The following is a 26,221-nucleotide window of genomic DNA, read 5'->3' as shown; positions in this document are numbered from 1 at the left end:
AACTCTTCCGGATAGGGCTTGGGCACAGCGACATCCTTCCCACCCGCCCCTCAGGGCAAGCCAGTTCAGATGTCACCCGATCGTGCAGCAGACCCCTCATCCGTGATGCCGACGAGTACCGACTCGCCCAACAAGTCAGGAGAGCGAAGTCGGCTCCCCCAGCCACGACAGCCAGCACGTCGCGACCGACTACACGGCGCCTACTGGCCTGGCTCCGCCGGTGAACATCACGCTGCCTACGGTTGAGCGGGACACCGACCGCCAACCTGTCCCACTCAACCGTAGGCACCGCAGATCAGAGCCCCGCCCTGCCCACAGATATCTGGGACAGGACACCTGGTGTTCGACACCTACACCAAGCTCGGCTTCGACCTCCCGGCGCTCATCCCTCAGGTCTACCTCAACTACGACCCCGTACAGTGTGAGCGAGTTGGACGGTGTCAGCCGCCTTACCCGCCAGCGGATGGATTTCCTGCTGCTGATGAATCAGCGCGCCCGGGCTGTCATCGAGGTCGAGGCATCCAGCACTACGCTCGTCAGGTCGACGCCCTGACGATGCAGCGGCCTGGCACCGTCTGGCTGGCCGATCCTGGCCGCTACGCCTCGATGGTGGCTGAGGACCGCCAGCTCACGCTGCAGGCTTACGACGTCTACCGCATCGGCGGTCACGAGCTACGCAACCACGCGGCCGGGGAGCCATGCTCACCGACTTCTTCACACGCCTGCTGAGCCGCCACGGTCACCTCCAGCCACGATAGAGAAGGAGGCCACCCGTCATATGCGTCGACCGCGTCCCCTGCGCTCGCAAAGGGGCGGTGGCCCCGGGGACGTCATGGCTGATCGCCCGGGGTCCGTGGCGTGTGCGGACGGTCAGATCTCCCCGGCCGCCGTGGCGGTGAGCCAGTCGGCGGCTTCCGCTCGGTCATCAGCAGCACCTGCCTGTTTTCCTTCCATATGAGCTCGTAACACGATCTTGTTGAGGTGCGCCGGTCAGGCGTGACCAGTCTGGATTCAGCCGTTTGGAAGGATGCGAGGACTCGGCCGTGGATCGTGGACGATGAGTTGTGGGCGCTGATCGAGCCGCTGTTGCCGCCCTGGTCAGAGAAGGGACTCGGACCGAAGCCGGTGGATGACCGGCTGTGCCTGCACTGCATCCTGCGTAGCCGTCACACTGGGGCAATGGATCAAGTGAAGGTCGCCAGGGAACTGGTGCGGAACCGATTCCCTGAAGCCCGGGCTGCCTTCCTGGCTGGCAGCGTCCTGACAGACCGCCGCACCCACACCTCCGATCTGGACATCGTGATGCTGTTGGCTGGCCCGCCTGCTCCCTTCCGAGAGAGCCTGATGCATGAAGGTTGGCCGGTGGAGCTGTTCGTCCAGACTGAGGCCGACTGGCGTCTCTTCGCCGAGCGGGAGACGGCGGCCCGTAAATCTCCGTTGCTGGCCATGTGTGCGGAAGGAATGTTGCTGGGCGATGTGGACGGGCTCGGAGCTGCGCTGCAGGCAGAATCCCGGGAACGGTTGGCAGCGGGGCCTCCTCCCGCATCAGCGACAGAACTGGAAGACCGGCGGTACGTGCTCACCGACACCTTGGACGATCTTCGCGGCTGCACCGACCCGCTGGAGCGTACTTACCTCGTGGCCGACCTGCTGCAGCGCGCATCAGAACTGGCCCTCCTGATGGGTGGGCACTGGCTCGGCGGCGGCAAGTGGCTCTCACGACGATTGGCCACAGCCGAACCCGGATTGCACAGGCGCCTGACAGCAGGTGCGGCTGCAGCGATGTCCAATACGGCTGACGCAACAGACTCCTTCACCGAAGCAGTGGAAGAAGTGCTGAAGTTGGCTGGCGGACCCCGGTGGGCCGGATACAGCCGCAGATGACGATGCCGCGCGGTTCAGGCCGAGGGATCCGGCTTCTTTGACCAGCCAGCGGTGGGCTTCTTCCGGGTCATGCGCCTGGTCATCAGGGTGCTGAGTGCCCAGTTCAGGTGAGCTTCGGCGTGCTGCGGAAGGCGTTCGTAGTCGCGTGCGGAGCAGTGGACTTGGAGGCAGTGGCCTCCTTCGTGGCCTGCTGCGGTTGCCGCCGCCGGCCCCGGAACGGGACGGTGGCGGTGCTGCCGACGGTCGAGCACCACGGCCTCCAGCGTGAACCGCAAGCTCGCCGCGGTCAGCACGTTCTACGAGTTCCACGCCCGCAGCGGCGTCGCGGTCGCCGACCTGCTGGTGACGATGCGCCCGGCCGGACCGCATCGATCGGCGGCCACCTCCTACAAGCCGTTCTTGCAGCACATCGCCTCCGGCATGCCCGGGCGGACGAGGACGATCAAACGCTCGAAGGGATGGTGTCGGAGCCGGATGGGCCAGCCTCCGGCCGCCGGTAGGCACCACCCGGTGGAGTGCATGCCGGGCATCGTCGGTGTGTACCGCGGCATCGGTGCGCGGCATCGGTGCACTCAGTGGCTGGCCTCCCGGTGACGGTGCGGTCCGGGCTGCTGGGGGCGTCCGCTGTGGGGTGTTTTTGCAGCGGTTGCGGTCGGAGCCGGGCTGGTGGCTGCTCACCGAACCCCGACGAAGCCAGTGCCGGCCTAAGGGCTGTCCCGTAAATGATCTATGGCATGCCGGTTGACCAGCGTCATGTCTTGGTCATCCGGTCACGGTGAGGTTGTGCAGGCGAGCTATGCCGAGCATCGCGTGATGGACGCCGTCGCCTTTGAGGTGGCAGTCACGAGGGATCTTCCAGGTCTTCATGCGGGCGAAGGTGTGCTCGACACGGGCGCGGACCTTGCGGTGGGAAGCGTTGTGCTCCTCCTTCCAGGCCGGGAGTTCGGCCTGGCCGGGCTCGCGGCGGTGCGGGATGACCAGGCCGGTGCCCCGGTAGCCGCCGTCCGCGATCACTGTCGTCCTGCCGATGGCGTCTTTCGCACCGGACAGTTCCCATGCCTTGCAGTCGTTGCGGTTGCCGGGCACGGGCCGGCCGACAGCGACGACGAGCCGGGTGTCGGCGTCGATGACGACTTGGTGATTGGTCGAATACCGGTAGTACTTCGACTGCTCGGCGACGGTGTGGTCACGCGTAGGCACGAGGGTGCCGTCCACGATCAGCACGGTGTCCTTGCGGAACCGTTTGCGGGGCTGTAGCGCCAGCAACGGTCCAAGATGGTCGACGACGCCGTCGGCGGCCGACTTCGAGATGCCGAACAGCGGGGCGAGCTGCCGCAGGGTCAGGTTCGTGCGCCAGTACGCGGCGACCAGTAGAACCCTGTCCTCCAGCGGCAGGCTCCATGGTCGGCCCTTGCGGACCGGGTCCGCGCCCTCACGCCGCAGCGCGGTGATCAGCATGCCGAACTGACGCGGACTCAGCCCGGTGAACGGGGTTATCCAGGAGGGCTCCGACGCCGTGATCACACCAGCCACGGCAAGATCATCCCACTCGGGGCCTTCCTGAGATCGAATCTTGAGCGCATGCTACGGAACCATGAGCAGCTAAAGTGCAGCTGCGACGCGATGGGGGGCACGGTGGCCAAGGTCAATATCAGTCTCGACGCCGAACTCGTAGTGGAAGTGATGGTCCTGGCGGGGATCGGCTCGCCCCAGGACGCGATCGAGGCGATCGTGCGGGACTACATCGCCCGTGGCCACCGCACGGAGGCCCGCACCGAGCTCAAGGACCAAAGTCTGCGTGAGCTCGACGTCAAGCCGCAGGAGCCGCAAGGCTGAGCAGCCTGCTGCGTGCCGCCCCTCAAACCGCCAGGCGACGCATCCAAGAGTCTGCTGGCACAGACGACGAACGGTAGTTACGGGACAGCCCCTAGGAAGCACGCAAGACCATTCGGGTGTGAGCCTACGATCGCAGGTGATGACCAGTCGTCTGCGCCCTCTGGGGGAATCTCGTGGCACAGCTTGTCCGTGAGCAGCACGTTGACGTGTTCGTGAGTGACTATGCGTTCGGGCTGCAGGAATCCGACGACGCTTTCCTTGATCTGCTGTTCCCTGACGACTTCGACTTCGGCTCGTTCCTGAGCACGCACCCGGGGCGCCTGGACATCACCAGCGCTGGGCACACCCACACCGCTTCCGTCACGGTCGAAGTCTGGGACGGGCCTGCGCCGGCGCAGGATCCGGCCGGCTGGGAGCAGCAGGCGGAGGCGGACTTCGAGTCGGTCAGCGGCCAGGTCGCGATCTGGTCGATGAGTGTGGGCCGGCTCGATGAGCTGATCACGCTCGCGGACCAGGGCGGGTCGTGGCGCGTTCGTATCAGTTCCTCGGGGCGGGCTGCGGTCAGGGCTTTGGCCGAGAGCGAGGAGAGCATCGAGGGAGTGGAGCGCTATCTCGTGCAGTTCTGGCCGGCAGCTTCGTAGTCCAGCGTCGCGGCGGGAGAGGCGGGCCGCTCCAGCCGCGACGAAGGTCAGCCGATGATCTCGAGGGTGAAGCCGTCGTCCAGGCCGTCGAGGATGCGGTTCTTGTTGTAGAAGCTCTTCAGGATCAGGCCACCGGCCTGGTTGTCCTCTTTGGCGATGGGCTTCACGGAAAAGTTGAACTTCCGTACCTCGGGGTCGTAGTCGTGTTCCGCAGCGCCTTCATAGGTACCGGCGAACGGGTATTCGTCGCAGTCCCGCGTCCCGCCGTGGGTGTAACCGTCGCCCCAGTAGCGCCTGCACTGCTTCTTCGCCGCTTTGCGGTTGTCCTCGTTCCGTTTCGCGCTCACGGTCCGGTGCAGGGGGGCTTTAACGGTCTGACCGGGCACCTTCTTGGCCGACATGTACGGTCTCGTGTCCGCCGGGTGCTTGAAGGCCGTCTTGATGTGCTGAGCTTCGGCGCGTTCTTCCGCTCCCGGCTTCGCACTGAGGGTCAGCGACGCGTAGTAGGCGAAGGATGCCGCGCCCCTCTTCCTCGGGTTACCACCGCCGGTGGAGTCGGGCAGGTAGGACGCCGCGTCCCACACTGGTGCGAGCATGAACAGCTTGCCGCCTGTGCTCCCGCTCAGCTGCCAGGGAGCCGGCGGTTTGAAACTGACCGTCGGCTCGTAGACCGCGGCCAACACATCCGAGCGACCTTTGCCCTGACCGGGCTTGGCGTTCATCGTGTGGTGGAAGGTGCGCAGTGCTTTCAGCTGCGTCCACGTCTTGGTGCCGGGCATGTTGCCACCGTGGGTGAAGTGCGCGCCGGATGGCCAGGTCTTCGGGGTTGTGCCCTTGGTGGTGATGGGCATGGCCAGTGCCCCTGTCCTACCGGTTGCTTCGAAATCCGTGTAGTAGTACTGGTAGTCGATGGTGCGGCTGTTCTTGGCGATTGTTCCGACCACGCGCAGGTCGAACATGCTGGCGCCGACAGGCCGGCCGTTGAGCACCCACTCCTGCACGAACGAGGCGCCGTCGCACACCTTTCGCGCCGGTTCCGGTGCCGTCGCTCCCTGTCCGGCCGCCGACATCCTGTCTGGCCTTGCGTTCGAAAGCGCATAGCCGGACGCCCGGTGCGACAAAGGCGCGTAGGCGGCCGCCGGTCCCCTGGTTTCCTGCGCCAGCCGCGGAGCACGCTCAGCCTGTTGCGCCAGCTGCCGCTTCCAAGCGTGGGTCTGAGACAGTCATTCCTAAGATCGTCGGACCCGGGGGTTCTGGGTATGGCTGTGAGCATGTCGCCGTCGCCGTCGCCGTCAGCTGATGACGGTCCGGAGGTGGTGCTTCAGTTCCTCGGCGATGTCTGCCGTGTCTCCGACCGCCGGCATGCGCCAGTCCGTCTCGATTCCGCGTTCCACGGCGATCTCGGAGCTGAAGCGGGTCAGATCCGGTGCGGGGCACAGTGAGTCACGGAGCCAGGTGATGAAGAGGGCCGCTTCGTCAGCGGTGTTGTCCGTGAGGACGACCGTGTCCCTGCCTTCGTTGCTGGCGAAGCCGGTGAACTCGATCCCGTCCTCCGTCACGGCCCAGAAGGACAAGCGCAACTGCCTGCCCTGTCGTGTTTCGTAGCGGACGTCGGCGAAAGCGGCGTTGAGTGCGGTGCCGAACGCGGGCAGGTCGAGGTTCCAGCCGGCGGGCTTCTTGGCGGGTGCGTAGAGCAGGTAGGTCGTTCGGTATTCGTCGATGTCCACAGCGCGAGGCGTCCTCGGTTGTCGGGCCTAGGGCACGTAGCGGGCGGTGCCCTTGACGTTCTGGGCCGCCATGAGTGTCTGCCAGTAGGCGGCGTCGTTGTCGTTGGTGATGATCTCCAGGCCACGGATCTGCTCGTGCTGCGTCATCGCCTGCCGGTAGTCGTCGAGCCCGTCCTCGTCCTTGCCGATGAGGATGTCTTTCTTACTCCACTTCTTTTTGCCGTTTTTGTCGTACTTGTCTTCGAGTAGGAACGTATCTGGAGTACGCCACGAGTTCTTCTTGCACTCGTCGTCGGTGTCCTTCACGTACTTGGCGTCGATCATGTATCCGTCGGCCGGCCGCATCCCGTCGGCCGCGATGGCGCCCTTACGGGCATCGGCGGGCAGCGGTATGAGCCGCTCGGGGTAGCCCGCGGTCCGCAGCTGATAGGCGTTGGCGGGATCGGCCGGGTTGGTGCCCTGCCCACCGAAGCCCATGGGGCGCAACGTGTTCACCCACGTCTCGAACTCCTGCCGCTCGCCGACGCCGAGCAACCGGGTGGTTCCCGGCTCCGGAGGAAGGGGAGCACTGAAGGCGAGATTGGGGTCAGGGTCGCGGTAGACAGCCGGTATGACGCCCGGTAGAGCGCCCCTGTACGACGCGAGCATCAGCGGGACCGGGACGGGCACGGGTTCGGGGAGCGGGAGCAGCGGCAGGCCAGGAAGGCCGGGGCGATCGCTGGAGCCGCCCGGGAGCTTGACGCCCTTCTGCGATGCGTCGAGGGAGTGAGCCACGTCGCCGAGGCGGTGGATGTACGGATCGTCGAGGACGGCGTCGAGGAGGCCGCCGTCGTTACCGTTGCCGCCGAACATCGGCGAGTCCCACGGCATGTCCACGTGGAAGGGATCCACCCGGTCTTCGGTGATCTGCCTGTTGGCCGCCTCCACGTGATCGGCGTACCGTTCGCACGCCTTGGCGAGCTGAGTGCAGGCGGCCACGAGATTGGCGACCAGCGGCTCGTGCGGATGAGCCTGCTCGGGCGGGGCGGCAAAGCCGACGAAGCCTTTGAAGTAGCTGCGGAACGTGTCGGCGGCCTCCCCGGAGTGGGCCTTGTCCGCGGTGTGCGCACAGACCTGCGCGTCCTCGACGAAGCGAGCGATCAGCTGCGCACCGCGCTGCCAGGTACCCGCCACATCCCGTAGCTTCTCCGGGGAGCCGCGGAATCGGTCACTCAGCCCTGCCGGCGCGTACTGCTCGTACCACGCGGTGTCGCCGACGACCTCCGGCAGGTCCTGCCCCAGCCCCAGAAAACTTTCCGAGCAGTCCGCTGCGGGGTTGCCCATGGTGTAGGTCAGGTCCACCTGCTTGCCGAGGATCGCGGAGGCGATGCTGCTTTCCTGCGCCATGAGCTCCCGGCAGGTACGCATCAGCCCCTTGCCTGTCTCGCCCATCACGTAGGCACTGAAGCCGATCTGGTCGAGCGTCGTGGCCGCCGCAGGCTTGTAGACCTTTGCGAATGCGCTTCCCGCGTCGTCGTCACCTGCCATGCCGTGCTGCCGATCGAGCTCGTGGAAGAGGGCGATGGCGGTGTCCCGGGTGCCGACCATGACCTTGTCCACCATGGTCATGGACGCCTTGACCATACCCTCCACGATCAGTTTCAGGTCCGGTGACAGCCCCACACGTTCCCCCCAGTGCTCAGTCGCCCTGTAGTAAGACGATCGGATCTCCGTTCTATCGCATGAAGATCTTCAAGGCAGCGTCAAGGTGAGCCAATGACGGCCCCCCTTAACGGGGGGCGCTTGCTCCGGCGAGAGGCGATGTGAGACCGACGGCCGCCGCAGAGCATATAGCCGGGCCCGGGGCTGCCCCGGGCCCGGCTGCACTGTGCCACGACATCCGTCAGCGCCCCTGAGGCGCGGAACCGTACCGCCTGTGGTGCAACAGCCAGCCCTACCGTCCCCACCGACACCGGATGTGTCTGACCGACGGGAGTCTGGAGTACGGCGAAAGTCAGTCGGTGCAGGTGTCGAGCATGGACGACAGTGCCGTCTTCTCCGCGTCGGTGGTGGTCAGTTTCCAGACGGACTTGATGTGGGTGTAGTCCTTGGCGTAGACGCACCAGAAGGCGTGGTTGGTCGGCTTCCGGTCCGCGGGGCCGCTGTCGGACTTGGAGGTGTTGGAGGCTTCCGAGGCGATATGCACCGGCGCCTCGACAGCGTGCACGTCACCCCCTGAAGCTTCCCGGCATGGCTACCGTCTGGATGACCGCCCTCAGTTGGTCAGCGGCTGGGGTACTGCCGGGCCGCGTTCTGGTCCTGTCCGTGTGCTTGTCGCTCTGTGTCATGCCAGGTTCCCGAGGACCGGGGAGTGTGTCCCTGCGAGGCCGCCCGGTCCCGCATCCGCCTGCCGGCGTTCCCTGGCTGCGGCTGCGGCCCGTTCCTCGCGTGCCAGGACTTGGGCCTGCGCCTGCTGCTGCACTCTTCGGAGCAGGTCCGGGTCTTCGAGCGCAGTCCTCGGCTCCTCCATGGAGAGTGCGTCGTCCTGCCTGCTGTCCATGCCGTCCGGGCTGTGCGCCGATGGCCAGGAGGTGTTCGCACGCGGCTCGTGCGGAGTGCCGGTGGCATCCGGCAAGTCGCTGCGCGACGGCGTCTCCTCCGCCGTCCCGTTCGCCTGCACAGTCCCGACGAACCACTGGAGGCGCTGCCGGGTTTTCTCGCTTATCCGGTTCGGCAGCGCAGCGGAGCCGGTGAAACTCTGAGCCCACGCCTCCCAGTTGGCGGCCTGCACCGGGTAGGGGTTGGTCCGGACCATCCGTACCTGCGGGTGAAGCACGCGGCTGACCTCCTCGGTTACAGGATCGCGTTCGATACCCATGGCCGTGTCGACTTCCGTCCACACGGCCTCCGGTTCCAGCGGGACGTCGGCAAGGGCGAACACCACGCCACCGCCGTCACCCCAGCCGGGAAGAAGGCGTTCGACAAGCGCCTGCCCAACACCGAACCCAAGCTCCGCGAGCTTCTCGCGAAACTCCAGGCCAAGCACGGAACGGTGCTCGTCGTGGTCGACCAGCCGGCCTCGATCGGCGCCCTACCGCTCGCGGTCGCACGCGACATCGGCTGCCCGGTCGCCTACCTGCCCGGGCTGACGATGCGGCGGATCGCCGACCTCTACCCGGGCGAGGCCACGCGAGGGACGCGTTCATCATCGCCGACGCAGCCCGCGCGATGCCCCACACGCTGCGGGCAATCGATGGCGAGGACGAGACGATCGCCGAGCTGGAGATGATCGCCGAGCTGGAGATGATCGTGGGCTTCGACGACGACCTGGCCGGCGAGGCCACCCGGGTCGCCAAAAACAGGCTGCACGGCCTGCTGACCCAGATTCATCCGTCGTCGGAGCGGGTCCTGGGGCCTCGGTTGCAGCACCCGGCCGTCCTCACGCTGCTGGAACGGTTCGGGTCACCGGCCCAGATACGCAAGGCTGGACGGCGGCGGCTGGTCACCCTGCTGCGGCCGAAGGCACCGCGGATGGCCGAGCGCTTGGTCGAGGACATCTTCGCCGCCCTGGACGAGCAGACCGTTACCGTTCCCGGCACCGAGGCGGCCTCGCTGATCGTCCCGAGCCTCGCCGCGTCGCTGACGGCCGTGCTCGACCAGCGCAAGCTGCTGGCCGGGCGGATCGAGGAACTGCTGGAGGCACACCCTCTTTCCAAGGTCCTGACGTCGATGCCGGGAGTCGGCGTCAGGAGCGGAGCACGCATCCTGATCGAGGTCGGCGACGGCAGCACCTTCCCGACCGCCGGGCACCTGGCCGCCTACGCGGGTCTCGCCCCGACGACCCGGAGTTCGGGCTCATCGATCCGCGGCGAACAGCCTTCCCGGAGAGGAAACAAGCAGCTCAAGCGGGCCTTCTTCCTATCGGCGTTCGCGGCGCTCGGTGACCCGGCCTCCCGGGCCTACTACGACAAGAAGATCGCCCAGGGCAAGCACCACACCCAGGCCCTGCTCTGCCTCGCCAGACGCCGAGCCGACGTCCTCTTCGCCATGCTCCGAGACGGCACCTTCTACGAACCGCGGCCGTCAGCCCCAGTCACCTGACCAGCGGGTCTGCAAGGAGAACGACTCGATCAGCCTCGACGTCGAAGCCGAGCACCGGATGGCCGTACTCGCCCTCCGGGTCCATCAGTACCGGCTTGCCCAACCGCCGCCCGATCTCCCGAAGGAAGCCGCAGAGCACATCAAGTCGATCCTGGCCCTGCAACTCCCGCAGGTCGACGTCGAAGTCGACTTCGTCGTCGGCATGGAAACGGAAGATCGCCAGCACATCGGCGGTCGGCCAGACCCGCAGGTCCGGGCACTCGGCATCCGCCGCACGGGACAGCACGGCCCCCGCCCGGGGCAACGGAAGCACCGTCTCTCCCTCGGAGTACTGGTACTTCCAGCCCTTCTCAGCGACAAGGTCGAGGACCGCCTGCCAGTCCTCCACCAAGGCATTCGGGACACGCACGTCCGGCAACGACCCCATCACGTCAAGGTCGAAGAAGCACTTCACGTCATCCCACAGAAGGTCACTCACCCCGCCATGCTGCCCAGGTCGCCGACCCGACGCACCCCCGTTTCCCTTGACCAAGGACATAGGGGCCCCCGCGGCGGGGCCGGGCCTGTGGTTGGGCAGACGGAGCATGGCCGGCTCCACGTCGCTGTCATCGTCCTGGACGCGAGAAGCGGTCGGAGCTCCTGGTTCGTACCGGGCCAGGGTGCCGGCGGCGGCCTGCGCTTGGGCAGTGGTCACCGGGCCGGTGACGAGCTGGTGGATCTGCGCCGTGAGGGCGTCCAGGAGGGGGGTGCCGTCGGGGCGCCGGGCGACCAGCAGGTACCCCTGGTTGCTTGCCTCACGGGCCGCGGCGAGCAGTGGTTCCTCCACGGCCGGGTCCTGGCCATGACGGCTTTAGCGTGGAGATAGTCAGGGCGCCGCTTGTGTGTTCGGGGTTGCCGGTCACGATCCGCTCGAAGGCGTGCACGACAGCGTGGTCGGTGCCCTGCCGTACGGGAATGCCGGCGTGTTCCAGGGCGTGCCGCCGTCGCAGTACGGCGGGGTCATTCATACGTCGGGGCTTCCCATGGCGGTGAGTTCTGCGATGGCGTGGTCGCGGTCGGCGATGTGGGTGGGCAGCGCGGCGGTCTGGAGGCGCGACAGCCCTGCCGGGGCGTCGAGCGGGCGCTGGGCCTGGGCGAGGCCGGTGGTCAGGCGGGGCAGGTGGACGCTGGAGCGGCGAGGTCAGGCACATGGTCAGCAGCGGCAGGGGCTGGCCCGTGTGCTGAGCTCGCTTTGCGCAGAGAGCGGTGGAGGGCTGATAGAAGCAGCCGTTGAGGACGCCTGGTGAAGGGTCTTCGTCAGATGCTGCAGCATGATGCGCAGCCGAGCGGGACTGGCGATGGTGCCGGGCAGGTCGCCCAGCTCCCGGCGGATCTGGGCGAAATCGGCGTTCACGCGGCCAGCGGCGCCGCCGCTGGTGCGGTGGCCGTCGTTCGAGTCACGGTAGAGGTCCTCGACGTAGTCCAGCTAGGCGATGGCGCGTTCGGCGGCGACCTCTGCGGCAATACCGGAGGGAGAGGTGCCCGCATAGCCTTCGAACAGGGCGAGTTCGGCGTGCTGGTACTGCCGGGCACCCGCGACGAGGCCGAACGGCTGGTGCGCGATGTGCCAGGCGAGGGTGCGGCTTGTGTCCGCAGAGGCCGTGTGCGGGTGACTTCGTGTGGTCATTGAGCAGGTCCGCTGCCGGAACCGCGTTCGCGACGGTGACAGCGGAGCGTGTTGCATTCCGGCCCCACCGGTGTGACGCAGTAACTTCCTGGCTCTTGGTGGTGGAAGCGCCGAGCCGTGCGTGTCCGCTGTGGCAGGGTCGGGCCATGCCTTTTGATCACAACGACCACTATCATCGTCTGCTCTTGCGCCAGGTGCCGCGGAATTGCGGTGCGGCCCTGGACGTTGGCTGTGGGACCGGCCGGTTCGCTCGTCGGCTCGCTCACCTGGGCATAGAGGTCGATGCGATCGACCCGTCGGAGGAGGCCATCGAGGAGGCCCGCGCGCTGTCGGGGCGGATAGCCGGTGACCGGAGCCCACGCTTCCAGCACGCGGACGTCACCGAAGTCGAACTACCGAAGGCGCAGTACGACTTCATCTCGTGCCTCGCCAGCATCCATCACATGCCGTTCGACACCGTCGCCGCACTGCGTGACGCACTCGCACCCGGTGGCGTGCTCGTGATCTTGGGCTGCTATCCGGAGAAGACCCCGCTCGACTGGGCTTGGAGCCTGGCGGCCGTGCCCGTCAACGCCGTCGCCAGGCTGACCGTCGCTTTGAAGGACAGGCTTCGCCCTGCCGCCGCTGCGACCGGTCGGGAACGGGTGAAGGCGCCGGTGAGACAGCCGACCGTTCCCCTGCTGCAGATCCGTCGGGAGGCCGCGGTCCTGCTGCCTGGATGCAGCATCCGCAGGCTCCTCTTCTGGCGCTATCTGCTCGTCTTTCGCAACAGCGGCTGACGGGACCACTGCCCTCGCCCGCCTCCTCGCCGCATCCTGATGACGGCCCAACCAGGCGCCACAGGCCGACCTCCGATCTACGGGAGGTGCTGTTTGATGGTTGCATTCCTCTTCGTCACGACGGCGCTGGAAGAGCACTCTTTCCCCTGCCAGCAGACGACGACAGCGCCGACGTCTCCACCCGCGCGACCAATGACTGACCCGAGCGGCCGCTCAAGCCTGTGGGCGGTCGTCGACACTGCACTTCGCGACCCAGCCAAGCCGCATCGCCGCCACCTGCAATGGGCAGGCGAGGTGCCGGTATGGCCGGCACGGTCACGCCTTGCTCGGGGAAGGCGGGAAGGGTTCAGGTGCGGCTGAAGGCGTCGCGGACCCGGTCGACCATGGAGGCGAAAGCCCGGTCATCCACTGCGTGGCAGGAGACCCGGCCACCGCCGGGTGCGGATGCGTGGGCGCCATCTTCTGCACCGTCCGCAGAGTGCCCATCGTGAGCCGCGCCACCTCGGTATATCCGTCGAGCACAGCGGGGAACTCCTCGCTCTCCTCCCGTGCGGCGTGCTCGAAGCCGGCACGCCGCAAATCGGATAGTTTGCTGTCGAACTCCAGGCTGGTCACGTCCATCTTCTCTAGTTCGGCCAGCTTGTTGGCCTCCGCCTCTTCCTGGTTACACGCCGTGGTCGCCTGCTCCCCCGCGACCTCCGACGCTGCGGGACGCACGATCCTTTCACTCATCGCGGCGTCTCCCATCGGTCCCAAAGATCGAGGCCGGGTCCATTTGAGGGTGTGCCGCAGCTCTGTCGGCCGAGCGGATTCCGCTTCGGCAGGGCGTGGCACCCGGTGGGGCGATCCGGGGGGCCCGGTCGTGCGGGTCACCCGGATCCGCCTCGGCTGTTGGGGCAGGTGGTGGGCGGTTACTTTGGGGGAACGAGCATGTGTTCGGTGCCGAAGGTGGCGCCGGTGTGTGTACATGGTGGTCTCGCCGTCGGACCAGCGGACGAGCAGGTCGTCCGGCCAGCCGTTGGAGTCGTAGCTGCCCGCTGTCATCACCGAGTCGTGGGACCAGATGCTGCCGGCCGGAGCCATTTTGGATCTCCTTGCCGGCGCCGCCGGGGCCGGTCTCCTGGAACTGGGAGACATGTCCGTCGGACCAGCGCGCCAGGGTGTCCCAGTTGTTGCCGCCGGTGAAGTCGCCCGCGGTCACCAGAGTGGCGTCCTTCCAGGCGCTCTTCGGCTTCGCCAGCTGGTGTTCGGTGCCAAAACCCTTGTCGCCGACCGCGGTGTAGTCGGTGACTTCGCTGTCGCTCCAGCGCACGAGCAGGTCGCCCTTGCCGTCGCCGGTGTACTCGCCCGAGGCCAGCAGCTTGGCATGGGACCAGGTCTCACCGCCGCCCATGGAGTACGGCAGCGGCGGCTGGTCGTAGGTGCTGCCGTGCTGGGGGACGTGGTTGTTCTTCGCCTCGTCGTACAGGCGGAAGAACCAGTCGCCGTGCATGGGGCTGTACGTGAGCCAGTCCACGTTCGCGTCGTTGCCGCCGCCGTTGTAGCCGCCGACGTTGCCGATGATCTCGCCGGTTCCCTTCTTCCAGTCGACCCGGGAGAACCAGTGACCGCCGGAGACCCCGCCCCACATGCCGCGGCACTTGGCCTGGATCTGGTAGAAGCCGGGCAACGCCTCCGTCTGCGTGGGGCACCACCGGGGTGGTCCTCGGGGTCGTGGCTGGAGGGGCAGCCCAGCATCGTGACCTTGTTCAGGTAACCCGGGGTGCGCAGCAGTTTGTTCGCGCCCACCACGTCCTGCGCCTGCTTGCCGCTTTTTGAGGGCTCGAGCCGGCCGAAGGAGAAGTCCAGGTCGGAGACGGGCTTCTTGGTGTCGTACACGTACCGGTTGTCTATGAAGAACTTGGCGGCCCGGTAGAACCACGGTCCGGCTAAGGTTCCGGCGGACGGTCCGGCGGACGGCATCGTCGCCGGGGACAGGTGGGGCGCCCGTGTGGCGTCCTGAACCTTGGCCTGCGCCTGGGCGAGGCTTCCCCCTCCGGTCAGGAGCAGGGCAGTTCTCTGTGTGAGGTATGCAAGGAATGCTTTCTGAGTCATGGACGAACTCCCTCCGGACCGGAAGCGGCCGGAGGGGAGCGAAGGAAAGATGGAGGAAGAACCGAGGAAGGCAAGGAAGGCGGGAGCACAGTTCGGCGCGCACCCACCGGTGCCCGCTCGACCCGCCCGGGGGGACGGTCCGCGGCCGCCCGGTCCGCCGCTACGCGGAGGGCGCAGCCTTCCGTGAGCGGCGGCGCCGCACCGCGAACGCGCCCCCGGAGGCGAGGGCCAGCCCCGTGGCCGCGACGCCACCGGTGACCGCCCAGGACGGGTCGCCTCCGTCCACGACGGGCTGGCCGGCGATCGTGACGTGCTGCTTCGTGGTCTGCTGCCCGTGGTGGCTGACCACGGTCACGGTGTAGCGGCCGTTGGGTACGTCGCCTCGCAATTCTCCGTGGCCCGCGTAGACCGTGCCGGGGTCGTCGCATTTGCAGCCGGGGTTGTCCGGGCTGTCCGTCTTGATGGTCAACGGCCCCTTGAAGATGGGCGACGTGACGGTGAGGGAGTCCTCCCCTGGTGCGGCCCGCAGGTCGGTGAGAACCACCCGGACGCCACTGCCCGGGCGGAGGGAGGCGGGTGTTTCGCTGCCGGGGGACGCGTTCCTGGGACCGATGACGAACCGGTAGATCTGCGCAGTGTTCTCGGCTAGGACCTTGAGTTGTGCGGTGGCGACGGTACGGCCGTGGCTCGTCGCGGTGACCGGATAGGTGCCCGCGCGCAGGCCCGAGCGGACGCGGTGGTCTGTTCCCGGCGCGTCCACCTGGAGCGACTGCGTCGACCCCTTCTTCAGGGGAGTGAGGGTGATCGGCTCCTGCAGGGCCGGGGAGGTGACCTCGACCTTGTCCCATCCCGGTGGCATTCCCTCAAGGCTGAACGAGATGTCGTCGCCCGCCTCCAGGGCGAGGTTCTGAGCCACGTGGTACTCCAGGCGGACCGCCGGAGACGGGCCGCCGCCCGAAGCCGGGCTCGCGCCCTCGACGGCCGACGCCCCCGCCGCCCCTCCCAGCAAGGCGGCTACGGCAAGACCGGCGACGCCCACGGCCCCAACTGCATTGCGGAACAACGATTCTCCCTTGGCCAGAGATGGCTGCGGCGGTTCGACCGCAGCCATCTGTCGACCAAGGAAGAGAGCAGGAGCGGGCAGTTGGTTGCCGACGACCAGGGCTCAATCGGCTACGAACCAAGTTCAGGACGCGACGGACTCAATACACCGTGTAGTCATCCACGACCACGACTTGCAAGAGCCCCCCATCCCAGCCTGTCACAATGCGTCTTCGACGACGGCACCCTCGCCCGCCCCGAACGTTCGATCGCCATCGACGTCGCCTCGCGGGCGATCCTGGCGGCCGTCCTGTGCCCCAGCGCGACCGAACGCCTGCCCGCCACGTTCGTCTACGCCGGCATCAGCGTCACCGACACCCCCCTGTTCTGCGGGACACGCGGCGCCCAGCTCGCCGGACGCGCCACCCTCATCACCTGCGGCCCCCTCCCCGCCCGCCACGGCAGGCGCGAACCATTCCGCGACGTCATCACCGACATCGAAAACGCCCTCGACCTCGAACAACAGAAACCCGGCACCCTCCCCCGCCACGCTGCTTACCTCCACCAGCGCACCGCCGGACGCATCGGAAGCCTCACTCGTCTCATCCGCCAAGCAGCCATCACCGCCATCTGCGACGGCACCGAACGCATCACCCTGCCCTCGACGCGGTACAACTCGACCACCTCGCCGAACACCACACGCCCCACCCGCAGCCGCTAACCCCCGGCCCGCCAACCAGCCAGAGCAGCCCTGACCAGCACAAACACCAACCAAACCATTACCTACAACGAGCCCGGTCCCACTCAGCGCACACGACACAACCCCAGCTCACACCCCGAACTGCCCACGGGAACCGACCCACAACGCACCAGGCCAGCCGACGCTCCATACACCAACAACCCCCACTCCGAGCGTCACAACCGGATAGGCCGGCAGCTTTGGGTCTCCCTGCACCTGGGCACCGGCCGCATCATCCGGGCCGACGTCCACGACGCCGACGCCCTGGAACCCCTGCGGATCGACCGGGCCGAATACACCGGTGACTGGTCCTTGCACATCGGCCCACCCACGGTCGACCAGCCGCGCTCAACGGCACGCCATGAAACTTGGGCCGCCGAAAGGTTCCGGACCCGGATCCCTCGTCTGCGATGGACGGTGATGCCGGAATCGGCCAGCACACCGTGAGAGAGGAACCGCACGATGGAACAGACTGAGCTGGAGAGCAAGGTCCAGAAGCTGGAGACGGCTCTGGCCACGCAGGAGGCGACCCTGGCGGGGGCTGGCCACACAGGCGGCGGCGCAGGCGGGGATGACGTCGACGTTCACCGCGACGCAGACCGGGACGTGGGCGGTGATGGCCACCGGCAGCGTCGCGCTGCTGGTGGGAATCTTCCTCGGCATGGCCATCGCCAAGGACTGACGGCCGGCCCCGCCCTACCGGGAGTCACCCGTCCGGCTTTGCGCCGCGTCCTGTCCTCACCCGACGGTCGGGCGGGAGGCGGTGCTGCTGCGCTGCTGCGGTGGCGTGGCACCGCAACGATTTCAGCATCCACACTGCACGGGGAATGTTCGCGCAGATGCGCGCGGGTGACCATGCCGGTCCCTGGGATCACCCGTTTGCAACCCGGCGGTATTTCGGGACGGAGTGTCCGGGCCTCACCGATTCTCGCGGCCACTGCTCGCGCTGTGTCGGCCTTCGCTGTTCGTCGGGTGGCTATGCGTGTCAGGAGTCGTACGGCTCGCGGCTGCCGGACTTGGCCAGTCCTCGGCTGATCATGTAGCCGACGGTGAGGACCACGATGTACAGCCAGGCACGGTCGGCGCGGAGGTAATCGGCGTGGCCCTCTTCGGTGCCCACCACCATGGAGGCGATCAGGGCCGCGACCACGGAGGCGATGTAGACGAAGAACTCCGTCGTCTTCAGGGCCGACTTCGTCTCGGTCGTCAGGCGCCGTGTCCGCCCTCCGGTCTCCAGCAGCTCCGGAGGGTGTGCATGGACGGCGACGGCTCGCTGCGCCGGAGTGAGGGCAGCAGCCCGGTCTGGTGGTCGACAGCCGTGCGGCGGGACCGCCGTGTGGTCGTGGTTGTGGCCCTCGGCGATCCTGGCGGCGGGATCGCACGGGCGATGTCTGCGGTGGCAGAAGTGCGTCGAGTGTCCGTATCAGCGGTGGAGAAACCAGGGAAATCGGCCGTGTGTTCTTCGATGGACCGGGCATCCGGAGCGTCGGAGGTTGATAACTATGGTTCCCCTGCTTCTGGTTCTGCTACTGGCTCTGATCCTCTTTGGTGCGGGTTTCGCACTGAAGGCACTGTGGTGGATCGCCGTGATCGTGCTGGTGGTCTGGCTGCTGGGCTTCGTCGTGCGGACGGCGGATACCAGCGGCCGCAAGGGCCGCTGGTATCGCTGGTAACCATCAAGCGGCAACGCGCCACACTGCGGGCCCCGGGTGTACCCGGGGCCCGCAGGCTTGTCCGCCCCAGGACATCCCACCCGGCGAAGCGGCGTCATCGCCACCTTCAAGGGCACCAGGCCTCATAGCTGGGGCCCGGTGAAGCAGCGGAACCTACGCCTCCAACCATCGGACCCCAGCTCCCTCCTGTTGGCGTCGCTACCGGGCCTTTAGGGAGCGGTGCGGCCGACGATGTTCCCGCCGGGGTCGTCGGCCAGAGCGATCAAAGCCGTGACGCGTTTGCCGACCGGTTCGCGGTGGACTTCGTAGCCCTGGCTGACGGCGAGGGTGATTTCCAGGCCGTGCCGGCCCACCCGCCGCGGGTCGCTGGCAGCGACGTCCGGCAGGACCGGGTCGCTGTCCCACACCGACACCTGTACCGCACCGCCAACGATCTGCAGATCGAGCATGAGCGGCCCAGGCGCGTACTTCACTGCGTTGGTGACCAGTTCACTGACCACCAGCTGCGTCATGCCCATCGCCCGCTCGGACACCGGCAGCCCGTGCACGGCCTGCACGTCGGTGAGGAAGCCGATGGCCAGGTGCCGCGCGGCACCGATACAGGAAGAGTCGCCGTCATAGGCGGCCGACGCCGACAGCGGATCACTGTTGCCGGTCTTCTGGCCCTCATCCCCCGCCGTCTGCCCCACGCAACCCGCCCCGCCCCACACGACCGTCACAAGAAATTCACGCTGTGCCCGGCAGGATCGCACGGCTGGCCAGACAGCACCCATCCGCCCTCGAAAGCTCTTTCGAATGGCGTCCGCTGCCGTGTAGAGAACCAGACTGTCTGTTGGCTGCCCCGCTGGATCGCGCACAAGCCTCTGGTCTGGCAGACCAGAAGTTGCTTACCTCTTTGCGGAGGCGCGCGGGCTTTCGGTCACGTCGGTGGCTGTGGCATGGACAGGCAGGAGCGAGTCGACGCCGGTCATGCTGAGCATGCGCATCAGGCGGTCGGGGACGGCGGCGAGGCTGAGCGAGCCGCCCGCTTCCTGGGCCGCGTGCCAGATGCCGATGATCGCGCTGAGACCGGCGGAGTCACAGAAGCCGACCTGTGCCAGGTCCAGGACCAGGCGCGGGTGTCCTTGCTGGATGATCTCCAGGGCCCCGGAGCGCAGGGTGGGCGAGGTCTGCATGTCTACGTCCCCGACGATCGTGGCGATCGCGAGGCCGGGGTGGGGGTGCTGGACGGTCAGGTGAAGTGCGTGGGTCACGTCGGTCATCACTCCTGGCCGAAGTGTTCGGGTGCGGCGGTGGTGTGGGCGGTGGCGGCGACGCCGGTGTCGGGTGCGGTTTCGGGGTCAGACACGGACAGGGCCAGCAGGGCCACGTCGTCGCCGGCTCCGTCGGGCATTGAGGCCAGCAACGTGACGGCGTCTTCCATCAGGGCGGTGGCGGTGAGGGGGCCGGTGCGCTGGTGGAGGAAGCCGGTCAGGCCGTCCTCGCCGAGCATGGCGTCCTGGGTGGTGCGGGCTTCGATCAGCCCGTCGGTGTAGAGGAACAGGCCCTCCCCGGGGGCCAGCAGGAAGGTGGCCTGGGCGAAGGATGCCTGGGGGAAGGCTCCGATGAGCATGCCGCCCTTGGGCCGGACCGCCTTGACCCATACCGCGCCGCTGTCGTCGGGGCGCAGGTGGTAGGCCGGTGGGTGGCCGCCGGTGGCCACGGTGACGGTGAAACCACCGTCCTCCCGTGGTGTCAGGAGGCCGAAGAGGGCGGTGCAAAAGCGGCTTCCGGCGGTGACGTCGGTGAGCAGGGCGGTGTTGAGCGTGCTCAGGACGGTGACCGGGTCCGGGTCGATCTGGGCCGCGACGCGCAGGGTGTGGCGGGCGAGTGCGGTGACGGTCGCCGCCTCGGGGCCCTTGCCGCACACGTCACCGAGGAAGAACGCCCACCGGCTGCCGTCGACGGGGAAGACGTCGTAGAAGTCGCCGCCCACATCATGGACGGAGGCGGTGCGGTAGTGGCAGGCCAGCTCCAGGCCGGGCACCACGGGAAGCGCCGGGGGCAGAAGGGTGCGCTGGAGGGTGGAGGCGAACGCGGCGATGGCGCTCTTGTCCTTCTCCGCCCGTTCCCGCGCCGCCCTTTCCGCCTCCCGCCGCTCCTGCTCGTTGCGTAGTGCGCGCAGCGCCGACAGCCGCAGCTCCATCTCGTCCAGCACGATCGCGGCAAGATCGGCCAGTGTGGCGGTGTCGTCCTCGGTGATGGAACGCGGCTTGGTGTCCAGGACGTTGACCGTGCCCAGCCGGTGCCCGTCAGGGGTGATGATCGGTGCGGCGGCGTAGAAGCGCACCCCCATCTCGCCGGCGACCAGCGGATTGTCCGCCGCCACGGGATCACGAAGGGTGTCGGGAATGACCAGCGCGTCATCGCGCAAGATCGCCGAGCCGCACAGGCCCGGATCGCGGCCGATCTCCTTGACACCCTCCAGGCCGTGTGCGGCCTTGAACCAGATGCGGTCGGTGTCCACGATCGTGACCGTGGCCACGGGGACATCGAAGAGGCGGGCGGCCATCGCCGCCACCCGGTCGAACGCGCCGTCGGGCGGAGTGTCGAGGATGTCGTAGCGGCGGACCGCCTCAATACGGGCCGCCTCCACATGTGGTTCCGGGACCAGCTCGGGGCGCCGCCCGGGCGCCGGGTGGGCCGCCGAAGCCTGCTGCGTCATCGGCCTTCCTCTCCGTCGATGGGCCGCCGCGAGCGGCACGAACCGACGCAGCCTAGATCGAGTCCACGTCCGAACGCCAATGCCGCGGTGAACACGAGACCTATCGCGGCAGCGTCGTGAACCTCCTTTCGGCCTTCCTGCTGTGGCCTCGCACGTTCGACTGGACGTGATCACCGCCATGCGAAGCAAGGTGTACGCGTTTGCTGCGGCAGAGCCGGGAGGGGCGGGCAAGCAGGACTCGAATGGGCGGCTGCGCCGGAGGCTGCGGGCGCGTTCCGGGCGCCCGCGCGCCCAGGTCGTGCCGCCGTCCACTCCAGCGCCTCGTACCAAGCGGCGGTCGATGACGCAGGCCCTCGGCGATGTTGTCCCACCCGGTCAGGCGGAGCGCGCCGATGGCCAGACGCGAGACCGGGCAGCATGTACTGCAGCGCCGGTTCATCATGCGATCACGCCCTGATGGGCACCGCTTGGGCAGGCAAGCTTGCTTAGCCACGAACTTATCCCCTTTCTTAGCCCATGGCTCGCCTCAATGGACATGCGTCAGGGCGAGCGGCGGTGGGGCCGCCCAAAAGCATTCCCGGGTTGTGCTGGACGATTCGGGCTTGAGGAGCCTGCGTGTGGCCGCGCCTACGCCACAGCTCAAGCGGGTGCTTGAGATCACCGGAGGCACCGACCGCTCTGGGCACCGGGCCGCCGGTTGCTCGGCGTCTGGCCAGGAGTGTCGTCAGCACCGCCGGTGTCGTCGATGTGGTCGAAGCCTCGCAGCAGGCGTCAGCTCCGGGGCGCAACCGCACAAGGTGCACAGCCGGATGCCCCGGGTGCTCTCTCGCGTCGAGCAGCGGCGCCCCCGCCGGTGCTTCCTCGCAGTCCGGTGCGTGCAGGACAGAGCGGCGGCGACTTCGGGAGTCGCGTTCACCACCCTGGCATGATCAACAGAAGTCAGTTTTGATGTCAGGTTGGAGCCGCCGATGGACGTGACGGAGTCAGCGCATGCCGCGCGAGTGTCCGCTTACGCAGCCGTGGGAACACGGCTGTCCCTGTTCAATGACCGTCGGCTTGAGGATGCGGTGGCCGCCGCGCCGAGGCTCGGCTCCGGTATCGGCGGTAGGTCGGCGGAGATGGAAGTCGAAGGGATACGCGTCTTCGTCAAGCGAGTCCCGCTGACAGACATCGAGTTGCAGCCGGAGCACGTAAGGTCGACCAGAAACCTGTTCGAGCTTCCTCTCTTCTACCAGTACGGGGTGGGGTCGGCGGGGTTCGGTGCCTGGCGTGAGCTGGCCGCGCACATCATGACGACAGGCTGGGCACTGAGGAACGAGTATGCAGGATTTCCGCTGCTGTATCACTGGCGGGTCTTGCCTGACAGTCCCCCTGCCGACTTTATCGACGGGCTCGGGGGTGTTGAGGGGGCCGTAGCGCACTGGGAGGGCTCGCCGGCTGTGCGCCGTCGACTGGAGGCCATCGGAAGGTCCTCCTTCAGCCTGGTGCTCTTCCTTGAGCACGTGCCACAGACGCTCGCCGAGTGGCTCGGCGACACCCGTGACGGGGCCCTGCCAGAGCCGGGAGGCGAGTCGCCTTATCGATGGGTCGAGCACGCGTTGCTGCGGGGGACAGAATTCATGAGCGCGCGCGGACTGGTCCACTTCGACACGCACTTCGCCAATCTGCTCACCGACGGCCAGTTGGTGTACTTCGCGGACTTCGGACTCGCCTTGAGCCGCGACTTTGAACTCTCAGCGGAAGAGTGCGCCTTCCTCACTGATCACCTCGTGTACGACCGCTCCTACGCACCGAACCACCTGCTTCATCACCACCTGCCAGACGACCTGCGTGGTGGCACCGAACACGGGACCTTCCTGCGCGAATGGGTCGATGGCCACCAACCCGCCGACGTTCCGCGCGACATCGGCGCGATCATCGACCGTCACGCTCCGCACGCCATCATCCTGGACGACTTCCATCATCGACTGCTTACGCAGAGCAAGCGCACTCCCTTCCCCGCGGCAGAGGTTCAGCGGGCCTTGGCTGGCGCATCAAGGTCAGGGAAGTGAGTGCCCGTTGCTCCGTTCTGGTCAGCCGACCGCAGCGCGTTCAGGCTGTGCTTTGGTGTGGGCCAGCCGGTAGGACTCGGTACCGGTCTGGAATAATGGCACCGCTGGAGGAGCGAGCAACGAACGCAAGCGTGTTCATGAACACAAGGGCTTGAAAAGGCACGAGCGCAGGTATCGATGGAGACCTTGCCCTTGTCGAAGTGCGCGAGGAAAGCGTCCCGTTCCTCCTCGGTTGGCGTCCGACACATCGCCGGGTCGGGTGGCCCTGCGGTGGGCGATGAAGGCGCGATGGGCCTCGCTGGTCTCGGCCGGGTAGATCGCCTTGTAGCCCATCGTCGTGTCCAGTCTCTTCACCCGGCGTCTGCCAGCCCACGCTGCAGGCAGAGCCTGCCCGGCGTCGTGTATGCCACCAGGACTGTCTTCCCCTGTCAGGTTCCCTGTGGGCGTCCGAAGAGCAGGTCGTAGCCCGGCGGGAGCTGGAGCAGGATGCGGTTCATCAGCTCCTCTCCCGCGACATCGGCCACTACGCTGAGCACCGCGCTGACGTCCCATGTTGCGGTCTTCTCGGTGGCACCTTCGATCCAGGCCGCAGTCGCCCGGATGAACCGCTCAGGCGGGAGCGGTTCATGCGCCTGGAGAGGGTTGAGCAGGAGCAGCGCCAGTGATTCAGGCAGCCGGGCAGCCAGTTCGGCGCGCACCTCTCCCACCAGATGAGCGCCCAGCAGGGCCAGGACGACGCGGGAGGATCGCTCTGCTTCCTCCGGTGTGGGGTATTCCCCGCGTTCCTGGACCGCGGCGATGAACGCGTTCCAGTGCATGCGCATGACGTCCTCCGGAGTCGTTGGCCGCCGCCAGTGGGCACGCGGCGGGAGCCGCCGGACCGGGCTCCCGCCCGTCTATGCCGTGTCTCAACTGCTGATCTGCTGACGTGAGTCGCCGCCGCTGATGGCGATCTTGCGGGGCTTGGCCTGCTCGGCAACCGGGATCCGCAGCCGCAGCACGCCGGCTTCGTAGGAGGCGTCGATGCGGTCGGTGTCCAGGGTGTCGCCGAGGAAGAGCTGGCGGCTGAAGGACCCGGTGGGCCGCTCCGCGATCACGACCTCGCTGTTCTCACCGGCGCTCGGGCGGCGTTCCGCCTTGACGGTCAGCATATTGCGCTCGACGTCCAAGTCGATCGATTCAGGCGATACGCCTGGCAGATCGAGCTCGACGACGAAGGTGCCGCCGTCGCGGAAGGCGTCCATCGGCATGGCCGCCGGCCTCGCCGCCGTGCCGAACACCTGCTGGGTGAGCCGATCCAGCTCGCGGAAGGGGTCGGTTCGCATGAGCATCATCGGTCACTCCTCCCTGAAGGCAGGATGCACATGTCGACGACAGGTCCTATATAGCTCGCATGACAAAATTTGACAACCTTCTACTCAAGTCTGTCTCACCTGCCAGCCCGAGTGGATAGGGGCCGGCGAGACAGTGAGGGTTTGTGCAACGAGATGGCACCACGCACCACGCACCACCGGGCCGGCTGAGGCGCCGCATCTCAGGCTCGTGCGCACTCCGGCTGATTCTGGCGGCCGCCCTGCGGCGCGCAGGGCGAGAGAACGGTGAGCCCTCACCTCGGTCTTCGCGAAAAGACTGCGGCTCCGGCCGCAGGAAAGTGCTGCCGGAGCCGGTCCGTCGATGAACCTTGGGTGTCATCGCCGTCTCCGTGTCCTTATCAGGCCCGTGACCACGAAGACGGCGACGAGTCCAGCGTGCCCCGGGTTCCCGGTTGAAGCCCATGTCCGCACCGGCCGTCGTCTTCGCGGACAGGCCGAGGGGCCCCTTGTGGAAGTACGTGTCGCCGAGGCGGATGCGTTCACTCTGGTCGGTGGAGCCGTACTGTCCCCGTAGACCTTGCCGTTCACCGTGATCGACGACATCTGGGAGTGGTCGCTCCCAGGTCTCTGCGGTGCGGGTGTATTCCGGGTGGAGTCGGCCGCCGTTCTCATTGCCGGCGCGTCGCGGGCCGAGACCCCTGGGGGGGAATCCCGACCCGCGGCCCTGCCGCTCGCGTTACTTGCCGTCCAGCGCCGCGACCAGCTGCGGTAGGTCGCCGCCGGCCACGATGAGGGCGAGGTGGTCGTGGAAGTCCCGGCTGCTGACGATCAGGCCGTTGCGGACCCGCAGCACCTGGATGTTGGCGACCTCGAAGTTCCGCCCGGTCACCCGGTGGTGCACCTGGTAGTTCCATTCGGCGACGATCACCTCCGGGTCGTCGGTCTCCCGGATCACCACGTTCGTCGCGGTCAGCTCCACGGGCGAATGCTCGGAGACCTCCGCGAACCGCTCCTTGAGTGCGGCCCGCCCCTCGAACCGGCGCGGCCCGACCGGCGCGAAGGCGATCTCCACCACGGTGTCCTCGGCGTAGAGCTCGGCCAGCCCCGCGAACCGCCCCGCGGTGATGCCCTCGAGGAGCTCTTGGAAGACCTCACGTGGTGACAGCGTTTCAGTCATGATCAACCCCCTCCCTGATCCGTCGCTAGAATCGGACTAGCGACTCAGGTTACGCACGATACGGACTGGCGACTCCGGTTGTCCAGGGTGACTCTGCCATCGGCGGGGAAGGGTGGGGCGGAGGGATGAGCGGCGCTCAGAAACGCCCGCTGCGGGCGGACGCGGCCCGCAACCGGGCCAGGCTGCTGGACGTTGCCACGGAGGTGTTCACCACCCGCGGCGTCGGCGTGCCGACCGAGGAGATCGCCCGAGCCGCCGGGGTCGGAGTCGGCACGCTCTTCCGGCACTTCCCGACCAAGGAGGCCCTGCTGGAGGCGGTGATGGTGCGCAGGCTGGAGACGATCGCGGCCCAGACCGCGCAGCTGGCCACCGAGGCCGAACCCGCCGACGCCTTCTTCGGCAGCTTCCGCCTGGTGATCGACCAGTCCGCGGGCAAGAACGAGTTCGCCCAGGCACTCGCCGCCGCCGGCGTGGACGCGCACGCCGCCCTGCAGGAGTCCAGCAAGGTGATCCAGGCGCAACTGGCCGAGCTACTGGCCGGGGCGCAACAAGCCGGGGCGGTCCGCTCGGAGCTAGGCCTGCCGGAGCTGATCGCCCTGCTGGTCGGCACCAGCACGACGATGGAGCACCTCGGGACCGACGTGTCGGCCCGGGAACGGATCTTCGAGGTGGTCTTCGACGGGCTGCGGCCGCGCTGAACCGGCGGCGTGCCGGCATCCCCCGGCCTTGCGCAACGGAGCGCGACTCAGCCCACCGTTTGCGAGCATCGGCGGCGCCCGACTGACCCCTTGGAATCGATCATCTAGTCGTACCGGT

At 67.5% G+C, this 26,221-nt stretch carries 27 protein-coding genes and 3 pseudogenes; 11 read left to right on the top strand and 19 right to left on the bottom strand.

What is annotated here, in order from left to right:
- Positions 1 to 339 precede the first annotated feature (339 nt).
- The 3 genes from ACIGYR_RS38580 (at position 340) to ACIGYR_RS38570 (ending at position 2,478) form a co-directional block, all read left to right on the top strand.
- Positions 340 to 729 (top strand): hypothetical protein, encoded by a 390-nt coding sequence (locus ACIGYR_RS38580; protein WP_399608686.1) that lies wholly within the window; start codon positions 340 to 342, stop codon positions 727 to 729.
- Between the two features lie 267 nt (positions 730 to 996).
- Positions 997 to 1,884: a nucleotidyltransferase domain-containing protein gene (locus ACIGYR_RS38575; protein WP_399608683.1), complete on the top strand. Its 888-nt coding sequence runs from the start codon at positions 997 to 999 to the stop codon at positions 1,882 to 1,884.
- Positions 1,885 to 2,148: 264 nt separating this feature from the next.
- Positions 2,149 to 2,478: a hypothetical protein gene (locus tag ACIGYR_RS38570; protein ID WP_399608680.1), complete on the top strand. Its 330-nt coding sequence runs from the start codon at positions 2,149 to 2,151 to the stop codon at positions 2,476 to 2,478.
- Between the two features lie 168 nt (positions 2,479 to 2,646).
- On the opposite strand, the gene ACIGYR_RS38565 is transcribed toward ACIGYR_RS38570, so the two are convergent.
- The gene (locus ACIGYR_RS38565; RefSeq protein ID WP_399608677.1) at positions 2,647 to 3,417 is read right to left on the bottom strand and encodes a transposase; all 771 of its coding nucleotides are present in this window, start codon (positions 3,415 to 3,417) and stop codon (positions 2,647 to 2,649) included.
- Between the two features lie 102 nt (positions 3,418 to 3,519).
- On the opposite strand from ACIGYR_RS38565, the gene ACIGYR_RS38560 reads away from it, so the two are divergent.
- Both ACIGYR_RS38560 and ACIGYR_RS38555 read left to right on the top strand, forming a co-directional pair.
- Positions 3,520 to 3,720, top strand: a complete 201-nt coding sequence (locus ACIGYR_RS38560; RefSeq protein ID WP_356935954.1) for a type II toxin-antitoxin system VapB family antitoxin — start codon at positions 3,520 to 3,522, stop codon at positions 3,718 to 3,720.
- A gap of 173 nt (positions 3,721 to 3,893) precedes the next feature.
- The gene (locus ACIGYR_RS38555) at positions 3,894 to 4,361 is read left to right on the top strand and encodes a hypothetical protein (RefSeq protein ID WP_399608673.1); all 468 of its coding nucleotides are present in this window, start codon (positions 3,894 to 3,896) and stop codon (positions 4,359 to 4,361) included.
- A 47-nt stretch (positions 4,362 to 4,408) separates the two neighbouring features.
- Here the strand turns inward: ACIGYR_RS38555 and ACIGYR_RS38550 are convergent, their stop codons facing one another.
- The 5 genes from ACIGYR_RS38550 to ACIGYR_RS38530 all read right to left on the bottom strand — a co-directional run bounded on the left by ACIGYR_RS38550 (position 4,409) and on the right by ACIGYR_RS38530 (position 8,903).
- Positions 4,409 to 5,431 carry a hypothetical protein gene (locus ACIGYR_RS38550; protein ID WP_399608670.1) on the bottom strand — a complete coding sequence of 341 codons (1,023 nt, stop codon included), beginning with the start codon at positions 5,429 to 5,431 and terminating at the stop codon, positions 4,409 to 4,411.
- A 222-nt stretch (positions 5,432 to 5,653) separates the two neighbouring features.
- The gene (locus tag ACIGYR_RS38545; RefSeq protein ID WP_399608667.1) at positions 5,654 to 6,088 is read right to left on the bottom strand and encodes a hypothetical protein; all 435 of its coding nucleotides are present in this window, start codon (positions 6,086 to 6,088) and stop codon (positions 5,654 to 5,656) included.
- 27 nt (positions 6,089 to 6,115) lie between these two features.
- Positions 6,116 to 7,696 (bottom strand): restriction endonuclease fold toxin-2 domain-containing protein, encoded by a 1,581-nt coding sequence (locus ACIGYR_RS38540; RefSeq protein ID WP_399608664.1) that lies wholly within the window; start codon positions 7,694 to 7,696, stop codon positions 6,116 to 6,118.
- A gap of 385 nt (positions 7,697 to 8,081) precedes the next feature.
- The gene (locus tag ACIGYR_RS38535) at positions 8,082 to 8,294 is read right to left on the bottom strand and encodes a hypothetical protein (protein ID WP_399608661.1); all 213 of its coding nucleotides are present in this window, start codon (positions 8,292 to 8,294) and stop codon (positions 8,082 to 8,084) included.
- Positions 8,295 to 8,411: 117 nt separating this feature from the next.
- The gene (locus ACIGYR_RS38530) at positions 8,412 to 8,903 is read right to left on the bottom strand and encodes a hypothetical protein (protein ID WP_399608659.1); all 492 of its coding nucleotides are present in this window, start codon (positions 8,901 to 8,903) and stop codon (positions 8,412 to 8,414) included.
- Between the two features lie 24 nt (positions 8,904 to 8,927).
- Between ACIGYR_RS38530 and ACIGYR_RS38525 the strand changes: the two are divergent.
- A pseudogene (locus ACIGYR_RS38525) lies at positions 8,928 to 10,168 on the top strand (IS110 family transposase).
- Here the strand turns inward: ACIGYR_RS38525 and ACIGYR_RS38520 are convergent.
- Both ACIGYR_RS38520 and ACIGYR_RS38515 read right to left on the bottom strand, forming a co-directional pair.
- Positions 10,161 to 10,646 carry a hypothetical protein gene (locus ACIGYR_RS38520; protein WP_399608688.1) on the bottom strand — a complete coding sequence of 162 codons (486 nt, stop codon included), beginning with the start codon at positions 10,644 to 10,646 and terminating at the stop codon, positions 10,161 to 10,163. The pseudogene ACIGYR_RS38525 and the gene ACIGYR_RS38520 overlap by 8 nt on opposite strands.
- A gap of 987 nt (positions 10,647 to 11,633) precedes the next feature.
- Entirely contained in the window at positions 11,634 to 11,834 is a 201-nt protein-coding gene (locus ACIGYR_RS38515; protein WP_399608656.1) for a hypothetical protein, read from the bottom strand.
- A gap of 146 nt (positions 11,835 to 11,980) precedes the next feature.
- Here ACIGYR_RS38515 and ACIGYR_RS38510 point away from each other — a divergent pair, with 146 nt between their 5' ends.
- Positions 11,981 to 12,613 carry a class I SAM-dependent methyltransferase gene (locus ACIGYR_RS38510; RefSeq protein ID WP_399608653.1) on the top strand — a complete coding sequence of 211 codons (633 nt, stop codon included), beginning with the start codon at positions 11,981 to 11,983 and terminating at the stop codon, positions 12,611 to 12,613.
- Positions 12,614 to 12,928: 315 nt separating this feature from the next.
- Here ACIGYR_RS38510 and ACIGYR_RS38505 read toward each other — a convergent pair whose 3' ends face one another.
- The 3 genes from ACIGYR_RS38505 to ACIGYR_RS38495 form a co-directional block, all read right to left on the bottom strand.
- Positions 12,929 to 13,345 carry a hypothetical protein gene (locus ACIGYR_RS38505; protein ID WP_399608651.1) on the bottom strand — a complete coding sequence of 139 codons (417 nt, stop codon included), beginning with the start codon at positions 13,343 to 13,345 and terminating at the stop codon, positions 12,929 to 12,931.
- Positions 13,338 to 14,282, bottom strand: coding sequence for a hypothetical protein (locus ACIGYR_RS38500; RefSeq protein ID WP_399608648.1), 945 nt, complete (start codon positions 14,280 to 14,282; stop codon positions 13,338 to 13,340). The genes ACIGYR_RS38505 and ACIGYR_RS38500 overlap by 8 nt, the downstream gene beginning before the upstream one ends.
- Positions 14,283 to 14,867: 585 nt before the next feature.
- Positions 14,868 to 15,623 carry a hypothetical protein gene (locus ACIGYR_RS38495; RefSeq protein WP_399608645.1) on the bottom strand — a complete coding sequence of 252 codons (756 nt, stop codon included), beginning with the start codon at positions 15,621 to 15,623 and terminating at the stop codon, positions 14,868 to 14,870.
- Between the two features lie 444 nt (positions 15,624 to 16,067).
- Here ACIGYR_RS38495 and ACIGYR_RS38490 point away from each other — a divergent pair.
- Positions 16,068 to 16,447, top strand: a pseudogene (locus ACIGYR_RS38490) (ATP/GTP-binding protein); the annotation flags it as partial.
- A 1,025-nt stretch (positions 16,448 to 17,472) separates the two neighbouring features.
- Here the strand turns inward: ACIGYR_RS38490 and ACIGYR_RS38485 are convergent.
- Positions 17,473 to 17,637, bottom strand: coding sequence for a hypothetical protein (locus tag ACIGYR_RS38485; RefSeq protein WP_399608642.1), 165 nt, complete (start codon positions 17,635 to 17,637; stop codon positions 17,473 to 17,475).
- A gap of 352 nt (positions 17,638 to 17,989) precedes the next feature.
- Here ACIGYR_RS38485 and ACIGYR_RS38480 point away from each other — a divergent pair, with 352 nt between their 5' ends.
- Positions 17,990 to 18,160: a hydrophobic protein gene (locus ACIGYR_RS38480; protein WP_361950522.1), complete on the top strand. Its 171-nt coding sequence runs from the start codon at positions 17,990 to 17,992 to the stop codon at positions 18,158 to 18,160.
- A 209-nt stretch (positions 18,161 to 18,369) separates the two neighbouring features.
- Here ACIGYR_RS38480 and ACIGYR_RS38475 read toward each other — a convergent pair whose 3' ends face one another.
- From ACIGYR_RS38475 to ACIGYR_RS38465, 3 genes are all read right to left on the bottom strand, one after another.
- Complete coding sequence (locus tag ACIGYR_RS38475; protein ID WP_399608639.1) at positions 18,370 to 18,849, bottom strand: ATP-binding protein; 480 nt, start codon at positions 18,847 to 18,849, stop codon at positions 18,370 to 18,372.
- A gap of 198 nt (positions 18,850 to 19,047) precedes the next feature.
- Positions 19,048 to 19,413 (bottom strand): STAS domain-containing protein, encoded by a 366-nt coding sequence (locus ACIGYR_RS38470; protein ID WP_399608636.1) that lies wholly within the window; start codon positions 19,411 to 19,413, stop codon positions 19,048 to 19,050.
- An 8-nt stretch (positions 19,414 to 19,421) separates the two neighbouring features.
- Entirely contained in the window at positions 19,422 to 20,864 is a 1,443-nt protein-coding gene (locus ACIGYR_RS38465) for a PP2C family protein-serine/threonine phosphatase (protein WP_399608633.1), read from the bottom strand.
- 968 nt (positions 20,865 to 21,832) lie between these two features.
- Between ACIGYR_RS38465 and ACIGYR_RS38460 the strand changes: the two genes are divergently transcribed.
- Positions 21,833 to 22,915, top strand: a complete 1,083-nt coding sequence (locus ACIGYR_RS38460) for a protein kinase family protein (protein ID WP_399608630.1) — start codon at positions 21,833 to 21,835, stop codon at positions 22,913 to 22,915.
- A 428-nt stretch (positions 22,916 to 23,343) separates the two neighbouring features.
- On the opposite strand, the gene ACIGYR_RS38455 is transcribed toward ACIGYR_RS38460, so the two are convergent.
- The 4 genes and pseudogenes from ACIGYR_RS38455 to ACIGYR_RS38440 form a co-directional block, all read right to left on the bottom strand.
- Positions 23,344 to 23,739: a DUF2267 domain-containing protein gene (locus tag ACIGYR_RS38455; protein ID WP_391836748.1), complete on the bottom strand. Its 396-nt coding sequence runs from the start codon at positions 23,737 to 23,739 to the stop codon at positions 23,344 to 23,346.
- 84 nt (positions 23,740 to 23,823) lie between these two features.
- Positions 23,824 to 24,249 (bottom strand): Hsp20/alpha crystallin family protein, encoded by a 426-nt coding sequence (locus tag ACIGYR_RS38450; protein WP_399608628.1) that lies wholly within the window; start codon positions 24,247 to 24,249, stop codon positions 23,824 to 23,826.
- A 418-nt stretch (positions 24,250 to 24,667) separates the two neighbouring features.
- Positions 24,668 to 24,910: pseudogene (locus ACIGYR_RS38445) on the bottom strand (hypothetical protein); the annotation flags it as partial.
- Between the two features lie 54 nt (positions 24,911 to 24,964).
- Positions 24,965 to 25,405 (bottom strand): nuclear transport factor 2 family protein, encoded by a 441-nt coding sequence (locus ACIGYR_RS38440; protein WP_399608626.1) that lies wholly within the window; start codon positions 25,403 to 25,405, stop codon positions 24,965 to 24,967.
- 125 nt (positions 25,406 to 25,530) lie between these two features.
- On the opposite strand from ACIGYR_RS38440, the gene ACIGYR_RS38435 reads away from it, so the two are divergent.
- Complete coding sequence (locus ACIGYR_RS38435; protein WP_399608624.1) at positions 25,531 to 26,103, top strand: TetR/AcrR family transcriptional regulator; 573 nt, start codon at positions 25,531 to 25,533, stop codon at positions 26,101 to 26,103.
- The last annotated feature ends 118 nt before the right edge of the window (positions 26,104 to 26,221 follow it).

The sequence above is a fragment of the Streptomyces sp. NPDC053076 genome (assembly GCF_044546845.1).
In the GTDB taxonomy this organism is placed as follows: domain Bacteria; phylum Actinomycetota; class Actinomycetes; order Streptomycetales; family Streptomycetaceae; genus Streptomyces.
The sequence above is the reverse complement of the archived record's forward strand: the minus strand, read 5'-3'. Positions and strand labels throughout refer to the sequence as shown.

What these genes read in the sequence shown, in the direction of transcription:
- ACIGYR_RS38550 (WP_399608670.1), bottom strand. Translation starts at nt 5,431, where the DNA reads ATGTCGGCGGCCGGACAGGGAGCGACGGCACCGGAACCGGCGCGAAAG.
- ACIGYR_RS38540 (WP_399608664.1), bottom strand. Translation starts at nt 7,696, where the DNA reads ATGACCATGGTGGACAAGGTCATGGTCGGCACCCGGGACACCGCCATC.
- ACIGYR_RS38515 (WP_399608656.1), bottom strand. Translation starts at nt 11,834, where the DNA reads ATGACCACACGAAGTCACCCGCACACGGCCTCTGCGGACACAAGCCGC.
- ACIGYR_RS38510 (WP_399608653.1), top strand. Translation starts at nt 11,981, where the DNA reads ATGCCTTTTGATCACAACGACCACTATCATCGTCTGCTCTTGCGCCAG.
- ACIGYR_RS38505 (WP_399608651.1), bottom strand. Translation starts at nt 13,345, where the DNA reads ATGAGTGAAAGGATCGTGCGTCCCGCAGCGTCGGAGGTCGCGGGGGAG.
- ACIGYR_RS38480 (WP_361950522.1), top strand. Translation starts at nt 17,990, where the DNA reads ATGGTTCCCCTGCTTCTGGTTCTGCTACTGGCTCTGATCCTCTTTGGT.
- ACIGYR_RS38465 (WP_399608633.1), bottom strand. Translation starts at nt 20,864, where the DNA reads ATGACGCAGCAGGCTTCGGCGGCCCACCCGGCGCCCGGGCGGCGCCCC.
- ACIGYR_RS38460 (WP_399608630.1), top strand. Translation starts at nt 21,833, where the DNA reads ATGGACGTGACGGAGTCAGCGCATGCCGCGCGAGTGTCCGCTTACGCA.
- ACIGYR_RS38455 (WP_391836748.1), bottom strand. Translation starts at nt 23,739, where the DNA reads ATGCGCATGCACTGGAACGCGTTCATCGCCGCGGTCCAGGAACGCGGG.
- ACIGYR_RS38450 (WP_399608628.1), bottom strand. Translation starts at nt 24,249, where the DNA reads ATGATGCTCATGCGAACCGACCCCTTCCGCGAGCTGGATCGGCTCACC.
- ACIGYR_RS38440 (WP_399608626.1), bottom strand. Translation starts at nt 25,405, where the DNA reads ATGACTGAAACGCTGTCACCACGTGAGGTCTTCCAAGAGCTCCTCGAG.
- ACIGYR_RS38435 (WP_399608624.1), top strand. Translation starts at nt 25,531, where the DNA reads ATGAGCGGCGCTCAGAAACGCCCGCTGCGGGCGGACGCGGCCCGCAAC.